The 14,475-nt window shown below is 61.7% G+C and carries 13 protein-coding genes; 4 read left to right on the forward strand and 9 right to left on the reverse strand.

All coding sequences use genetic code 11. The annotated features are described in order from the left end of the window. On the forward strand, positions 1 to 813 hold an 813-nt coding region (locus ACT6VE_RS26385; RefSeq protein ID WP_444801298.1), incomplete at its 5' end, for an OB-fold nucleic acid binding domain-containing protein. A 99-nt stretch (positions 814 to 912) separates the two neighbouring features. Here the strand turns inward: ACT6VE_RS26385 and ACT6VE_RS26390 are convergent. Both ACT6VE_RS26390 and ACT6VE_RS26395 read right to left on the reverse strand, forming a co-directional pair. Next, entirely contained in the window at positions 913 to 2,064 is a 1,152-nt protein-coding gene (locus ACT6VE_RS26390) for a DMP19 family protein (protein ID WP_444801299.1), read from the reverse strand. 75 nt (positions 2,065 to 2,139) lie between these two features. Then, positions 2,140 to 3,453, reverse strand: a complete 1,314-nt coding sequence (locus ACT6VE_RS26395; protein ID WP_444801300.1) for a L,D-transpeptidase family protein — start codon at positions 3,451 to 3,453, stop codon at positions 2,140 to 2,142. Positions 3,454 to 3,970: 517 nt separating this feature from the next. Here ACT6VE_RS26395 and ACT6VE_RS26400 point away from each other — a divergent pair. Then, positions 3,971 to 5,197 carry a calcium-binding protein gene (locus ACT6VE_RS26400; RefSeq protein ID WP_444801301.1) on the forward strand — a complete coding sequence of 409 codons (1,227 nt, stop codon included), beginning with the start codon at positions 3,971 to 3,973 and terminating at the stop codon, positions 5,195 to 5,197. A 9-nt stretch (positions 5,198 to 5,206) separates the two neighbouring features. Here ACT6VE_RS26400 and ACT6VE_RS26405 read toward each other — a convergent pair whose 3' ends face one another. Together ACT6VE_RS26405 and ACT6VE_RS26410 are read right to left on the reverse strand one after the other, a co-directional pair. Continuing rightward, positions 5,207 to 6,493: a DNA polymerase IV gene (locus ACT6VE_RS26405; protein ID WP_444801302.1), complete on the reverse strand. Its 1,287-nt coding sequence runs from the start codon at positions 6,491 to 6,493 to the stop codon at positions 5,207 to 5,209. A 123-nt stretch (positions 6,494 to 6,616) separates the two neighbouring features. After that, positions 6,617 to 6,916 (reverse strand): DUF3572 domain-containing protein, encoded by a 300-nt coding sequence (locus tag ACT6VE_RS26410; RefSeq protein ID WP_444801303.1) that lies wholly within the window; start codon positions 6,914 to 6,916, stop codon positions 6,617 to 6,619. Between the two features lie 141 nt (positions 6,917 to 7,057). Between ACT6VE_RS26410 and ACT6VE_RS26415 the strand changes: the two genes are divergently transcribed. Next, positions 7,058 to 7,429, forward strand: a complete 372-nt coding sequence (locus tag ACT6VE_RS26415) for a response regulator (RefSeq protein ID WP_010065708.1) — start codon at positions 7,058 to 7,060, stop codon at positions 7,427 to 7,429. Positions 7,430 to 7,438: 9 nt separating this feature from the next. Beyond that, positions 7,439 to 8,806, forward strand: a complete 1,368-nt coding sequence (locus ACT6VE_RS26420) for a PleD family two-component system response regulator (RefSeq protein ID WP_444801304.1) — start codon at positions 7,439 to 7,441, stop codon at positions 8,804 to 8,806. Positions 8,807 to 9,490: 684 nt separating this feature from the next. Here ACT6VE_RS26420 and rpmG read toward each other — a convergent pair. The 5 genes from rpmG to rnr form a co-directional block, all read right to left on the reverse strand. Next, the gene (gene rpmG, locus ACT6VE_RS26425; RefSeq protein WP_158477141.1) at positions 9,491 to 9,658 is read right to left on the reverse strand and encodes a 50S ribosomal protein L33; all 168 of its coding nucleotides are present in this window, start codon (positions 9,656 to 9,658) and stop codon (positions 9,491 to 9,493) included. Positions 9,659 to 9,752: 94 nt separating this feature from the next. Then, positions 9,753 to 10,937: an MFS transporter gene (locus ACT6VE_RS26430; protein WP_444801305.1), complete on the reverse strand. Its 1,185-nt coding sequence runs from the start codon at positions 10,935 to 10,937 to the stop codon at positions 9,753 to 9,755. 13 nt (positions 10,938 to 10,950) lie between these two features. Continuing rightward, the gene (locus tag ACT6VE_RS26435) at positions 10,951 to 11,613 is read right to left on the reverse strand and encodes an NUDIX hydrolase (protein ID WP_444801306.1); all 663 of its coding nucleotides are present in this window, start codon (positions 11,611 to 11,613) and stop codon (positions 10,951 to 10,953) included. Continuing rightward, entirely contained in the window at positions 11,610 to 12,086 is a 477-nt protein-coding gene (locus tag ACT6VE_RS26440) for a DUF983 domain-containing protein (RefSeq protein WP_444801307.1), read from the reverse strand. The genes ACT6VE_RS26435 and ACT6VE_RS26440 overlap by 4 nt, the downstream gene beginning before the upstream one ends. Positions 12,087 to 12,120: 34 nt before the next feature. Beyond that, the gene (gene rnr / locus ACT6VE_RS26445; protein ID WP_444801308.1) at positions 12,121 to 14,472 is read right to left on the reverse strand and encodes a ribonuclease R; all 2,352 of its coding nucleotides are present in this window, start codon (positions 14,470 to 14,472) and stop codon (positions 12,121 to 12,123) included. Positions 14,473 to 14,475: the final 3 nt, after the last annotated feature.

Here is a 14,475-nt window from a genome sequence, read left to right on the forward strand (position 1 = left end):
AGCCTGATCATTGCGGGCGCTTTCGACTGTTTCGGGCACGACCGCGCCGCCATGATCGCCGGCCTCGACCGGCTGCTGGGAGCGGCCCAGCGCGCGCAGGAGAACAAGACGAGCGGGCAGGGCGACATTTTCGGCATGGGCGCTGCAACGGGGCCGGAGGTCATCACGCTGCCGTCCTATACGCCGTGGCTTGCCTCCGAAAAGCTGCACCGCGAATTCCAGGTGCTCGGTTTCTTCCTGTCCGCTCACCCGCTCGACACCTACGCGCCCATTCTCTCCAAGATGCGCGTGCAGACCTTTGCGGACTTCGCCGTGGCGGTGAAGCGTGGGGCCACGGCCGGCCGCCTTGCCGGCACGGTGACGTCAAAACAGGAGCGCAAGACGCGCACCGGCAACAAGATGGGCATCGTCGCCTTTTCGGACTCGTCCGGACAGTTCGAGGCGGTGCTGTTTTCCGAGATGCTGAACCAATACCGGGACCTGCTGGAGGCCGGCAAATCGCTGGTCATGACCGTGCAGGCGGAAGAGCGCCCGGAAGGCATCGGCCTGCGCATCCAGACGCTGCGGTCGCTGGAGGAGGAATCGCTCCAGACGCAGAAGGCCCTGCGTGTCTACGTTCGCGATTCCGGCCCGCTGCGCTCCATCGCTGCTCACCTGAACACCAAGGGTGACGGCCTCGTTTCCTTCATCGTCATCAAGGAAAACGGCCAGCGCGAAATCGAAGTGGAGTTGAACGACCGCTTCCGCATCTCCGCCGAAATCGCCGCCGCCATGCGCTCGACACCCGGCGTGCTGGACGTGGAACTGGTTTAGATTCTTGTTTTGCCGCATTATCCGACGCCGAAGCGATGTCGCTTCGGCTGGAAATGCTCTCGGCCGGCAGGGGGGAAGCGGGATTTCCCAAGGCGCGCTTCAGGTGTCGCGCAACTCTTGTTCGTGCGCCGCGATCTGCGCGTAGGGAACGGGTCCGTAGATTTCTCCCGGCCTCTGTCCCGCCAGGATGTACCCGGTCTTAGCTTTCGCCAGTATCAGGATTTCATCGCCTGCGGTCACGCGGAAGGCCGGATGGGGAATGCCGTCGTAGCCGCCGCAGGGCTGGATTGTGCAGTGGATTGCCAAGGGGCGGGCGCGACTGAGCAGGAGATCGGCCGCTGCCGCAACGGGCTCCGCTGCAATGAAGGCGACGAAGCGGTCTATGTCGACTTTTCTCGCCGACCCGATAAGCGCGGTCGCCGTCACGTTGACATCCCCGCCTTCAAATCGAAGCGCGTAGAGGCGACCGTCGCCACCGTTGTAAACCGCGCCGAGCAGCCCGAAACTTGTCTGGATGATTCTGGCATCCTGATGACGCCCATCAAGTGCGATCGTCTGCACGTTCCCGTCGTCGAGCAGCGTTTCATCTGCATCGTCAGCGGCCAGACCTAGGGCGAGATGGGGGCGATCGGAAAGAGATTGCCGGAATGTCTCGACACGCGCCTTTGACAGGCGGGACGATCGTTTGGGGTTCGACAGGGCGCTTTGATCCCAAGCCGCGTTGAAATCAGCGTGCTCAAGGATGCGAATATCCGGCCATGTCCTCACCCAGGCTGCGGCGAGATCTGTTGCGGGGTCGTTCGCATCGACCGTCCGGAAGCGCGCATCCAACCGGTCAAGCGCAGCGTCCCGTCCGCCCGTAAAGCCGGTCTGAGCGGATGCGCTCTCCGGATTGGCGGCAACCCACAGGGCGAGTTCGTGCACCAGCGCGGCCTGCGAACGTGCGCCCATCGCCTTCAGACCTGCTTCGGCATTTGCGGCAATGGCTTGCATCCGTGCCCCGCAGTTATGAACGAACTGGCTATGCCCGCCGTTGCAAACCTGCGCGATGTAGAAATCTGCATGATAGAGATGGACAAGATGAGGTGGCAGCTCTTCAGGGCGATAGAAGCCTTGGGTGAAGAGGTGATTGACGAAATCCACCACGGCCGCAACGAGCTCACCGGCATCCGCTGCACGCTCGCAGGAAACTGGAATGATTCGTGATGGCGGGGGCGCGGTTGCACGTCTGCCGAACACCTTGCCGAACATGATGCCTCCCTCAAACCTTGCGCACGACACCACTTCAGGCAGGAGACCGTGCCAAAGCCGATCTCACTGCCCGCGTCAGTTCACGACCGTGATTGACGATTGCTTCTTTTTCTTCGTCTTCTTGCTGCCCTGAACGGCCGAGGCCTCCGCCTTCTGCACCTTCCGGGTCACGGTGATGAAGTCCGTGCCGTCACCGGTCTCTCGGCCAAGGTCGGTGTCGGAGATGGAGAGGGAGACGCCTTCGCCCATCAGGCCGGAAATGCGCATGCGCGTGTCGTCCGGGATGTCGAGACGGTCGAGTGTCTTGGTGAGCGCGTCCGGTGCGGATGCATCCGCTTCCGTGGCAATGCCGAGGCGTTTCAGGGTTGCCTTCGGGAGCTGGTTGTCCATGCTCACGCCGTACCATTCGGCCGTGCCCTTGTCGGCGTCGACCGCGCGGGCGATGAGGAAATGCGTGCCGAGCGCGATTTCGGGGCTGCGGATGGTGATCGGCGCTTCCAGCAGGGGCTTGAATTTCTCGCGCACGAGGATCTGGCCGTTCGGCGGCGTGCCCTTGCCGGCCTTGGTATAGACGGCGGCGATGAGCTCCGGCGTGACAGTGCCGTCGTCCGTGAGGCCTTCTGTAAGCTGGAAGGCACGGATGGCGGCCACGGTCTGTTTGCCGTGCAGCCCGTCAGGCACACCGGCGTCATAGCCGAGAGACGTCAGCAGAGCTTGGAGATCCATCATCATTTCGCGCTCGCCGCGCCGTGTGATGAGAATGCGGATCGGGTCGCGCTCTGTTCGCTCGATGACCGGGGTCATGACCTCCGGTTTCGGATCGGTCATAGCGACCTCGACGCTCTTGTCGCCGGCTTCGATCAAGCTGGGGCGCAAGCCCGCCTCCGAAAGCAGCGGTGTATCCGGCAGGACGACGACAGGCTTGAACAATGCCGCGTGCAGGATGCGCTGCGGCACGATCTCGCGGTCGGTGATCAGCACGTGGCCGCCACGCCGCGTGGTGCTGAACAGCGTCTTGGCAAAATCATTCGGCAGGCGCACGCAGCCATGCGAGGCAGGGTACGAGGGCACGCTGTTGGAAGCGTGCAGCGCGATGCCCGACCATGTCAGCCGCTGCATGAAGGGCATCGGCGCGCTGTCATAGAGATTGGAAAAGTGCGAGCGCTTCTTCTCGATGATGGAGAAGATGCCGGTCGGCGTCGAATGGCCGGCCTTGCCGGTGGAAACGCGCGACGTGGCGACCACCACCCCGCCGTCATAGATTTTCAGCTCCTGCAGGTCCTTCGATACGATGATCTGGAGCGGACCTTCGAGCGTGCCGCCGAGCGCGGTTCCGCAGCTCAGCATCAGACCCAGAATGCTCATGCCAGCGGCGATACGAAACTTCATGTGACCCATCCGTACGCAATACAAACCGTCGGGAAGCGTAAGGCATCCGGTTTAAGGAAGATTTATGCTTCCGGCAGCCGGGGTTTGTTAGCCACGCCAATGCTGGGAAAAACGTGGGGCTGGCGCCGCTTATTCGGCCAATACGCGCCTTTTTCAGATCGAACCGGCCTCACATTTTCGTGACTTCTGATTTGTATGGCCGGCGCATCAGTTCTTCGACATCACGCGGGCGGGAGGTGACGTGCGAATAGTCTTCGACCTGCCGCATAGAGTGAGCGTGCATTCTCCTGTCGCGCAGCACCGTGTTTTCTTTCGCATTCGAATAAAACGTGCCGAAACTCTTGCTGAGCGATATTTACTTTAGTAAGGTATTATTAACGAAGTTGAGGTTGCGCATTTCCATGGCATTGGGGAGCGTTCGCTTCAGTATTCTCATGTCTGCCATCATTGCATCGATCGTTTCTGCGCTTCTGGCGTGGAAGCCGGTGGCGTGAGATCGATCTTAGGGGGAAAGTAAATGGCCGCTGTAACCTACACAAAGTTTGCGATGGAGTATTTTTGGGACGTTCTTTCCGAATGGCATGATTATAAACTTGCTGTCAGCAGCGACAAGAAAACCGTTACTTTCACGTTCTCGGATACAGAGGCGGGCTGGACCAAGAAACTGGTGCTGACCGGCACCGGCCTGACGATCGCCGATGGCCTGATCACCGGCGGCACGATCAGCGGCGTCAGCGCACGCAACGAACTGGGCCAGGAAATCTACAAGGTCGCCGGCCTTGCGATCAGGGGCTATGCCTTCCGCGCCGATAATCTCTACGAGGCGAAGGGGCTCCTGCTTGCCGGCAACGACACCATAACCGGCACCGCCAAGGGCGACGATATCGAGACCGGTGCGGGCAACGACAAAGTCACGGCTGGCGCTGGAGACGACTATATCAAGGATTTCATGGGAGCCGATACCTACGACGGTGGCGCTGACTGGGACGAAGTCGATTATTCGGAGGGTGCTCGCCAACACGGTTGGCTGCCGAGCAAGGGCATTTCGGTGAACATGGTCACCGGCAAGGTGGTCGATGCGTTCGGCTTCACGGACACGCTCAAGAACGTCGAGGGTATTTACGGCACGAACTATGTGGACAAGTTTGTCGGATCGAATGGAGACAACGAATTCGCCGGCTTGGCTGGCAACGATATCATTGATGGCGGGGGCGGCGATTTTGACGGTGTCATGTATCAGCGCGATTACGACCAGGGCGGTAAGGGCAAGGTGCTTGTCGATCTGGTGAAGGGCTACGCGATTGATGGCTTCGGTGACCGGGATACGCTCAAGAACATCGAGGAAGTCACCGGCGGGCGCTTCAACGACACCATTATCGGCAACACGAAGAACAACTATCTGCGTGGCAGCGACGGCAACGACGTCATCAGGGGCGGCGGCGGCGCACAAGACCGGTTGGAGGGGCAGGTTGGCAACGACACGCTCTACGGTACGAAGGGGACGAAGGACTTCTTCGTCTTTCGCGATCGTAGCGACAGGAATCTCGGCACGGACACGGTGAATACCTTCACGGACGGTGAGGACAAGATCCATTTCCGCAACTTCAGCAAGATCGACTCCCTCTCCGACCTGAAGATCACTCAGTCGGGCGACGACGTGCTCATCACCTTCAGCCATGGCAAGATCATCGTCGACCACATCACGGTGTCGAAGTTTACGGCGGCGGACTTCCTGTTCGAATAACGAAAGCGCTCAGGACCGACCTTTGCCGAAAGTATAGCCGGTCTCGACGCTTGCCTTGCCGAATTTGTCGCGCAGCGTGTTCATCGCGGCTTCTGCCGCTGCACGGCGCGTTGCGGCGGGGTCGACGAGGTCCGGCGGGTCGGCGCGGCCGGGATCGACAAGGTCGCTGACGCCGATGCCGATCAGGCGGTATTTCGTGCCGTCGGTCTCCTTGCGCAAAAGCTCCATGCCGGTGCGGAAAATCCTGTCGGCGAGCATGGTCGGATCTTCGAGCTTGCGGTTGCGCGTCCGGCTTTTGAAGTCGGCGGTTTTCAGCTTGAGCACGACCGTATGGCCGGCAATGCCGGATTTGCGCAGGCGCGCGGCGACCTTTTCGCTGAGGTGGCGCAGATGCGCGACCAGCGCGTCATAGCCGGAAATATCGTCGAAGAAGGTGGTTTCGGCGGAAACGCTTTTCGCCGCGTCGTTAAGGTGTACCTCGCGCTCGTCCTGACCGCGGGAGAGGTTGAACAGCCGCTTGCCCATAACGCCATAGCGGCGCATCAGGTCGGTTTCCTCCATGGTCTGGAGTTGCCCGACGGTGCGGATGCCGTCGCGCTCCAGCGTCTCTGCAAAGGCCTTTCCGACGCCCCAGATCAGGCGCACCGGTTTTTCGCGCAAAAAATCCAACGCTTCCGCCTCGCCGATGACCGAAAAGCCGCGCGGCTTGTTGAGATCCGAGGCGACCTTGGCGAGAAACTTGCAATAGGAAAGACCGATCGAGATGGTGATGCCGACCTCCTTTTCGACGCGCTGGGCGAATCTCGCGAGCACGCGGGCAGGGGGATCGTGATGCAGGCGCTCGGTCCCCCTCAGCTCCAGGAAGGCCTCGTCGATGGAGAGCGGCTGTACGAGCGGCGTCAATTCCTGCATCATGGTGCGGATTTCGCGACCGACGCGCACGTATTTTTCCATGTCCGGCCTGACGACGACGGCATTGGGACAGGCTTCCAGCGCCTTGAACATCGGCATCGCGGAGCGAACCCCATGGACGCGCGCGATATAACAGGCCGTCGAGACGACGCCCCTTTTGCCGCCGCCGATGATGACGGGTTTGTCCGCAAGCTCCGGCTTGTCGCGTTTCTCGATCGACGCATAGAAGGCGTCGCAGTCGATATGGGCGAGCGTCAGGTCGTAGAGTTCGTCGTGATAGACGAGACGCGGACTGCCGCAGGCCCGACAACGGCGCAGGCCGATGGGCTGCCCGGCTAGGCAGTCGCGGCAGAAGCCCGGAAAATGCATGGTCGCGGTGCTCATGATCGGGAACAAATATTGAACATCGCGACAATACTGCTTAAGTTTACGAGTCTCAACAGTCGCAGAGGCTGAATGCATGACAACGCACAGGCATACGCATGCCGGCCTTTTCGGGCCGGGTGGTCAAAAATCGTTGCTGCCATACGGGCCTGAAAGGATCGCGTGGGCACGCACGACCGCTTCCGGCTGTACGCCCGTCGCTGCGCTGAACGCCAGCAATGTCGGTTCGTGCTCCATCAGGAAATCGACGATGCCGGCGAGGAAAGCGGGATCGTTTATGGCGCCGCGCACCTCCGTGGGGGCGACGCCGGTCAATGCCAGGAAACGCGAGAGCAATTCGGGCTCGCCTGCAAGCCAACCGAGGATAGTCACGGCGGTAGCCTCCGCGTCTTCTGTCGCGGGTGTATCTTTTTGGCTTTTCATCGTTTTTCCTCGGGAAATTTACCTTTTAATCAACCAAGTGACGCTAACGTACTTGCAGTCGGGCTGGGCGATTTCGGCTTTGCCGCAACTTATCGATCTCCCAAAAGGTTGCAAGGCCGGCGAGAGGAACAGGGACGCACGATGCCCAAACAGGTGATGATTGTCGAGGACAACGAGCTGAACATGAAGCTCTTCCGGGACCTCATCGAGGCATCCGGATATACCACGATCCAGACCAGGAATGGTATGGAAGCCCTTGATCTTGCGCGAAAATACCGGCCTGACCTGATCCTGATGGACATTCAGCTTCCTGAAGTTTCCGGCCTTGAGGTCACCAAGTGGCTGAAGGAAGACGACGAGCTGCACGTCATTCCGGTGATTGCCGTCACGGCTTTCGCCATGAAGGGCGACGAGGAGCGTATCCGCCAGGGCGGCTGCGAGGCCTATGTCTCCAAGCCGATTTCGGTGCCGAAGTTCATTGAAACCATCAAAACCTATCTCGGCGACGCGTGAGGCCGACCTATGACAGCGCGCATTCTCGTCGTCGATGATATTCCCGCCAACGTGAAGCTGCTCGAAGCGCGGCTGCTTGCGGAATATTTCGACGTGCTGACCGCTGACAACGGCTATGAAGCGCTGGCTCTGTGCGAGCGTACGCAGGTCGATCTCATCCTGCTCGACATCATGATGCCGGGCATTGACGGTTTTGAAGTCTGCGAGCGCCTGAAGGCCAATCCGCGCACCGCCCACATTCCCGTCGTCATGGTGACGGCGCTCGACCAGCCATCCGACCGTGTCCGAGGCCTGAAAGCCGGTGCCGACGATTTTCTGACCAAGCCGGTCAACGATCTCCAGCTCATGTCGCGGGTGAAAAGCCTCGTGCGGCTGAAGACGCTGACGGACGAGCTGCGCATGCGCGCGGCCACTGCGCGCGCCATTTCCATGGAGGAGGGGCTGGATGATTCCCTGGGCACCGAGCCGGGCGATGTTCTCCTCGTCGACGGGCGCGCCAGCTCGCAGGAGCGGATTGCCCGCATACTGAAGCCGATTGCCGATGTCACCTCCATTTCGGATCCGCAGGCAGCACTCTTCCAGGCGGCGGAAAGCAATTTCGAGCTGGTGATCGTCAATGCCAATTTCGACTCTTACGATCCGTTGCGCCTGTGCTCCCAGTTGCGCTCGCTGGAGCGCACGCGCTTCCTGCCCATCCTGCTGGTCGCCGAGCAGGGCGACGACGAACTGGTCGTGCGCGCGCTCGATCTCGGCGTGACGGACTATCTGATGCGGCCGATCGACCCGAACGAGCTGATCGCCCGCAGTCTCACGCAGATCCGCCGCAAGCGCTGCAACGACCGCCTGCGCGCCAGCGTGCGCCAGACTATCGAACTTGCCGTGACGGACGGCCTGACCGGTCTGCACAACCGCCGCTACCTCGACACGCATATGAAGCTCTTGATCGATCGCGCCACGGCGCGGGGCCGTCCGCTATCGGTCTGCATCACCGATATCGACCGCTTCAAAATGGTCAACGATACCTACGGTCACGATGCCGGCGACGCCGTGCTGCGCGAGTTCGCCAATCGTGTCCGTACCGCCGTTCGCGGCGCCGACCTTGCCTGCCGCTATGGCGGTGAGGAGTTCGTTCTTGTGATGCCGGATACCTCCGCAGAAATGGCGGCAGGCGTTGCAGAGCGCCTTCGCACGATCGTCGAGCGGGAACCGTTCCGTGTTCCCGGCACGGATGTTTTCCTGACCATAACTGCGTCGCTGGGCCTTGCCTCCCTGCTCCCAGAGGGGGATACGCCGGAGGCGTTGCTCAAGCGGGCCGATGCGGCAATGTACGAGGCGAAGCGTTCCGGACGTAACCGTGTCGTGGCGGCTGCCGCCTGAAGCGCCCGCTCTGACGAAGTTTGTCCACAGGTTCGTTCACATTTTTGGCATTCGTCTTTAAATCCGGGCGGTTGCCGGCAAACGCTCTGACAATGGTAAGGGATGCTTTCCATCTCTTGATGTCAGAGCATGTAGCGAAATTTGGCTATAATCGTACTATTTTCTTTTGGCGAACCTTATCAAGGGGTTGTGTTCCATACAATCTACCCGTGTGACACCACGGCATTTTGCATAGGTTGCAAGACATTCGCTCCAAGGTTGACGTAGCGTCGGCCGCCAGTGTTGTGATCCAGAACGCAAGTGATGCCCACTGAAACAATCACAACCGTCGCGGTTAACTATGAGACAACGACACGCTGTTTGAGCGTTAATAATTCGTTGATTTTTTTTCCTTTTCGCGCGATGCTCAACTCATGGGCGGCAAACAAAGCTGCACAACCGGTTACCCCATGATGCTAGGTCCGCCGCATCTCCTGGGTCGTGGGGTCGGTCGGTCAGCTGCGACAAATACGGAATCCTCGTGCCGTCGTCGTGTCTGGCCGACCCCCTTTCAACGCCGTTCCCGTCAAGGGAGCGGCGTTTTTGATTCGGCCTGTCCGCAAAAGATTGCAGGCACCGCGCGCAAAAGAAAAGGCGCCGGACGTTTCCGTCCAGCGCCTTTGCGAACCTGATCGGCTCCCAAGATTACTTGATCTTGGTTTCCTTGAACTCGACGTGCTTGCGGACGACCGGGTCGTACTTCGTCTTGGTCATCTTGTCCGTCATCGTACGGCTGTTCTTCGTGGTAACGTAGAAAGAACCGGTGTCGGCCGTCGACAGCAGCTTGATCTTGATGGTGGTAGCCTTGGCCATGGTCGTCCTGCCTTTATGAAAAAACGAAGCCGCGGACAGCCAGTCTGCTCTGCGGCTTAAATCTGGGCGGAAACTACAAATCGCGCCCGAAAAGTCAACCCCGTTTCGGTCGGAAAACGATCCGACCCAGTGAAAGTGCCAGGTAAAAGCCGAAGAAAGCGGCAATAACCCAGGCAAAACCGTCATTGCCGGAGACATCCATCGCCGCGCCGATCGCCTGCGGGCCAACGACCGTGCCGACCGCATAACAGAAGATGAAGGCGGCATTGGCTGCGGCGAGGTCCGCACCGACGAGTCGCGAGCCAAGGTGGCTGAGACCGACCGTATAGAGGCCGGCGACGCAGCCGCCCCACACCAGGAGCACCATGGCCATCAACAGCCAGTTCTGTGACACGAGCGGCAGCGAGAGCGCACCGACGAGACCGATGACGGCCATGATCGTCAGCAGGCTCCGCCGATCCTTCATGCGATCGGAAAGCATTCCCAGCGGGATCTGGAACGCCATGTTACCGATCCCCATGATGGTGAGCAGCAGGGCCGCCTGCGGCTCTGTGAAGCCCGCGCGGATGCCGTAGATCGGGAAGAGCGAGAGCCCGCCGACTTCCACCGCGCCAAAGACGAAGACAGCCGCCGTCGCCGTCGGCACGAGAAACACGTAGCGCATGAAATGCAGTTCCGGCTTCTCGTCGATAACCGGGCTTTCCCCGCGGGCGATGTAGATCGGGATCGCGGCAAGCAGGATGATGCCCGCGCCGGCGGCAAAGGGCAGGACACCGTCGCTACCGAGAATCGAGAAGAGTAGGGGACCCATGGCGAAACCGAGCGACAGCACGGTTGCGTAGATACCGAGCACGAGCCCGCGCCGGCGGGGTGGAGCGGCGGCATTGATCCAGAATTCGGACAGGATGAACAGCGTGGTGATCGCGCCGTGGAATACCAGGCGCAGCGGGAACCACAGCCAGAAATTTTCGATATAGTAGAAGCCGAGGCCACTGATGGCGGAGAGCAGGATCGCCAGCAGCATCGTCGTCGACGTGCCCCAGGCATGCGCAAGCCGGGTGGTGAAGGGCGCCGCAGCCATGGCGGCAACGCCGGCCATGGCGGAGTTGATGCCGATCAGCGTCGAGGAAATGCCGCGCTTTTCCATGATGATGGAGAGCAGCGGAAGCCCGAGGCCGATGGCGATACCGACTGCGGAAATGGCGGCGACGGCAGCAATGAGAGACCGCCAGTGGATGCTTTCCACTGGGCCGGAGGTGCCGGATTGCGGCTGCGTCATATGCGATCGATCCTCAAAGAAGGTCCCGCAGGAAGCGTCCGTGCCGGTTGCGATACAACGGCGCGGCTCTTCCGAAGGGTAGAGACTTGTCTTCCTGAATGCTTTTTTGAAGCTCTTCAAGGATCAATACGGTTATGTCGGGCATCTCGATGCCCTTGTAGTCAAAAATATCGACCCAGCGCAGGTCTTCGAGTTCGTGGCTTGCCATGGCGCCAGCCGGGTCGACGTCGGCCTCGTCGGTGAAGAGCGTGAAGAATCGCGTATCGAACCGCCGCACCATGCCGGCAGGCGTGATGGCGCGCGCGAGGAACCGGAGGTTCGAGAGGTCCGGCCGGAACGGCAGCGCACCTTCTGGCTGTTCACCAAGCGGCATTCCGACCGCGATGCCGGCTTCTTCGTAGAGTTCCCGCAGCGCCGCGACACCAATGGCGCGCAGGCGCGAGATGGAACATCGCGAGCCGGCGCGCAGGGCGAGCCGCTCATTGGCGAGCGGATTTAGCGGGTTCGAAACGGCAACGAGGTGATCGCTCGCATCACGTCGGCCGCCGGGGAAGACGTAGACGTCCGGCATGAAGACATGTTTGCTGCTGCGCCGGCCGACGAGTACGCGAACACATCCGCCCGACCGGTCGAGAAGCAGGACGGACGCTGCATCGACGGGCCGGACAGCCGTCATACGGTTCGGTCGCCGTAGGCGGGTACGACTTCCGCGTCCGTCTCTGCGGGCTTGTCGTTGAAACCGTGCATTTTCATCGCCCATTGCAGGCCGATGACGCCGCCTTTGACGGGCTGCATCATCAGGATCGACATGACGATCGCGATGGGCGTCCAGATTGCGAGGTGCTGCCAGGTGGTGAGCGACCACACGAGGTCCGTCGCCATGTAACCGCCGACCACGACGTGGCCGACGATGGTGATGACGAGATAGGGCGGCAGGTCGTCGGCGCGCTGTTGCGTATAGTCTTGGCCACAGGCGGCACAGTTCTCGACCGGCTTGAGGAATGCGCGGAAGAGGCGGCCGGTGCCGCAGGCCGGGCAACGGTTCAGCATGCCACGCTTGATGGCGCGGCCGAGCGGGCGTTCAGCGGGCGTGGCCGTTGCCGTGTCACCAAAATGCAGCGCACTGCCGGTGGTCTCGTTCGCCTGCATGATCAAGTCCTTCCTGCCGGCGGTCTGCACCGGCCTAGCGTCTCCCGCGGGGAGGGCGGGTCCCTGGCTGGCGCCGTGGTTCGCTGCCCTTGCGCCGGCCCGACTTGTGGAAGGAGCGCACCGCCGTCGGCATCTTGCGTCCTTCGCTCAACATGTCGAACCGGAGCGAACCGGCGAGCGGCACCGCTTCCGCGAGCCTCACGCGCACAGTATCCCCGAGGCGGTAGCCAAGCCCGGTTTTTTCACCGGACAGCGCCTGATGGGCCTCGTCGTAGATAAAGTAATCGCGTCCCAGCATAGATATAGGCACGAACCCGTCGGCGCCATACTCCGGCAGGGTGACAAATAGTCCCGCCTTGGTGACGCCCGAAACCCGGCCATCGAACTCTTCGCCGATGCGGCCGGCGAGGTGGTGGGCGATCAGCCGGTCGACCGTGTCACGCTCGGCCGCCATGGCACGCCGCTCGAAGGTCGAGATTTCGGCGGCAATGTCATCGAGCACGGCTTCTTCATCCGGCGTGATGCCGCCTTCGCCGAACCCGAGCGAGCCCACCAGCGCCCGGTGGACGATCAGATCCGCATAGCGGCGGATCGGCGAGGTGAAGTGGGCGTATTTCAGCAGGTTCAGGCCGAAATGGCCGATATTCTCCGGGCTGTAGATCGCCTGGCTCTGCGAGCGCAGCACCATCTGGTTGACCATCTGCTGGAACGGCTTGTCCTCAGCCTTGGCAAGGATGCCGTTGAAATGGTTGGAGCGAAGGTTGCCGCCCTTGACCAGCGAGATGTCGAGCGTCTGCAGGAATTCGCGCAGCGCCTCCTGCTTGGCGAGCGACGGCGTGTCGTGCACGCGGTAGATCAGGACCTGCTTCTTCTTCTCCAGCGTCTCGGCGGCGGCGACGTTCGCCTGGATCATCATCTCTTCGATGAGCTTGTGCGCATCGAGCCGCGGCGGCACGAAGACCCGATCGACGGTGCCGTCGTCTTTCAGCAGGATCTTGCGTTCCGGCATGTCGAGTTCGAGCGGCTGGCGTCGGTTTCGGCCAACCGTCATGATGCGGTAGGCTTCCCACAGCGGCTTCAGGATCGTGTCGAGGATCGGTCCGGTCTTGTCGTCCGGTGCGCCGTCGATGGCCGCCTGCGCCTGCTGGTAGGAGAGTTTGGCCGCACTCTTCATCATGATGCGGTGGAAGGTGTGGCTCGCCTTGCGGCCCTCATGGGAGAAGACCATGCGCACGGCAAGTGCGGGACGATCGACGCCTTCCTTCAGCGAGCAGAGATCGTTGGAGATGCGCTCCGGCAGCATGGGCACGACGCGGTCGGGGAAATAGACCGAATTGCCGCGCTTCAGCGCCTCGCGGTCAAGCGCCGATTTCGGTCGCACATAATAGCTGACATCGGCAATCGCCACGGTGACGATGACGCCGCCCGGATTGTCCGGCGACGGATCCGGCTCGGCATAGACCGCGTCGTCGTGGTCCTTGGCGTCGGCCGGGTCGATGGTGATGAGGGGGAGGCTGCGCCAGTCCTCGCGGTGCGACATCGTCGCAGGGCCGGCACTCTCGGCCTCCCGGATCACGGCATCGGGGAAGATGTGTGGAATGCCATGGGCATGGATGGCGATCATCGAGATCGCCTTTTCGGAGGCGACCGAGCCGATCACACTCTTGATCTGCGCGCGCGCCAGGCCGAAGCGGCCCATGCGCACGACATCGAGTTCCACGAGGTCGCCATCCTTGGCGCCCGCCGTGAACTCGGCATCGACATCCATCTCCTCGCCGCGGCGATCGATCGGCATGATGCGCCCGCCGCCGCCCGGCATGACGCGGAACACGCCCATGCCGGAGTTTTTCCTCTTGTCGAGAACCTTGATGATCCGCGCCGTATAGGCCGGACCGCCGCGCTCCTTCGCCGGGAAGATTTTGGCGAGCACGCGATCGCCGAGGCCGGCGACCGGCGCCTTGTCCTTGCGAGCGCCGCTCGACTGGCGGATCAGCACGGCGGGCGCGACGCCGGCATCGTCCAGCCACTCTGCCGGTCGGCCGATCAACTCGCCGTCCACGTCACGCGTGGTGATGTCGAGCACGACAACCGGGGGCAGGGCACCAGGCCGCACCAGCGACTTGCGGCGCTTTTCCAGAAGACCGTCTTCCTCGAAGGACTTGAGCAGCGCCTTCAGCTCGACGCGCGCCTCGCCCTTCAGCCCGAAGGCCTTGGCGATCTCGCGCTTGGACGCCTGTTCCGGGTGATCCGCGATGAAGCGCAGCAGCACGTCGCGCGGCGGGATGGCGCCGTGGATGATCGGTGTATTGTCCGTCGGCGGCGCGTCACGGCCCGCGGGGCCGGGCCGCTTGACGTGTCCTGCCCGGCTGCGTGGTTCCCTGGTCATGTC

Source organism: Shinella sp. (assembly GCF_052438155.1).
Lineage (GTDB): Bacteria > Pseudomonadota > Alphaproteobacteria > Rhizobiales > Rhizobiaceae > Shinella.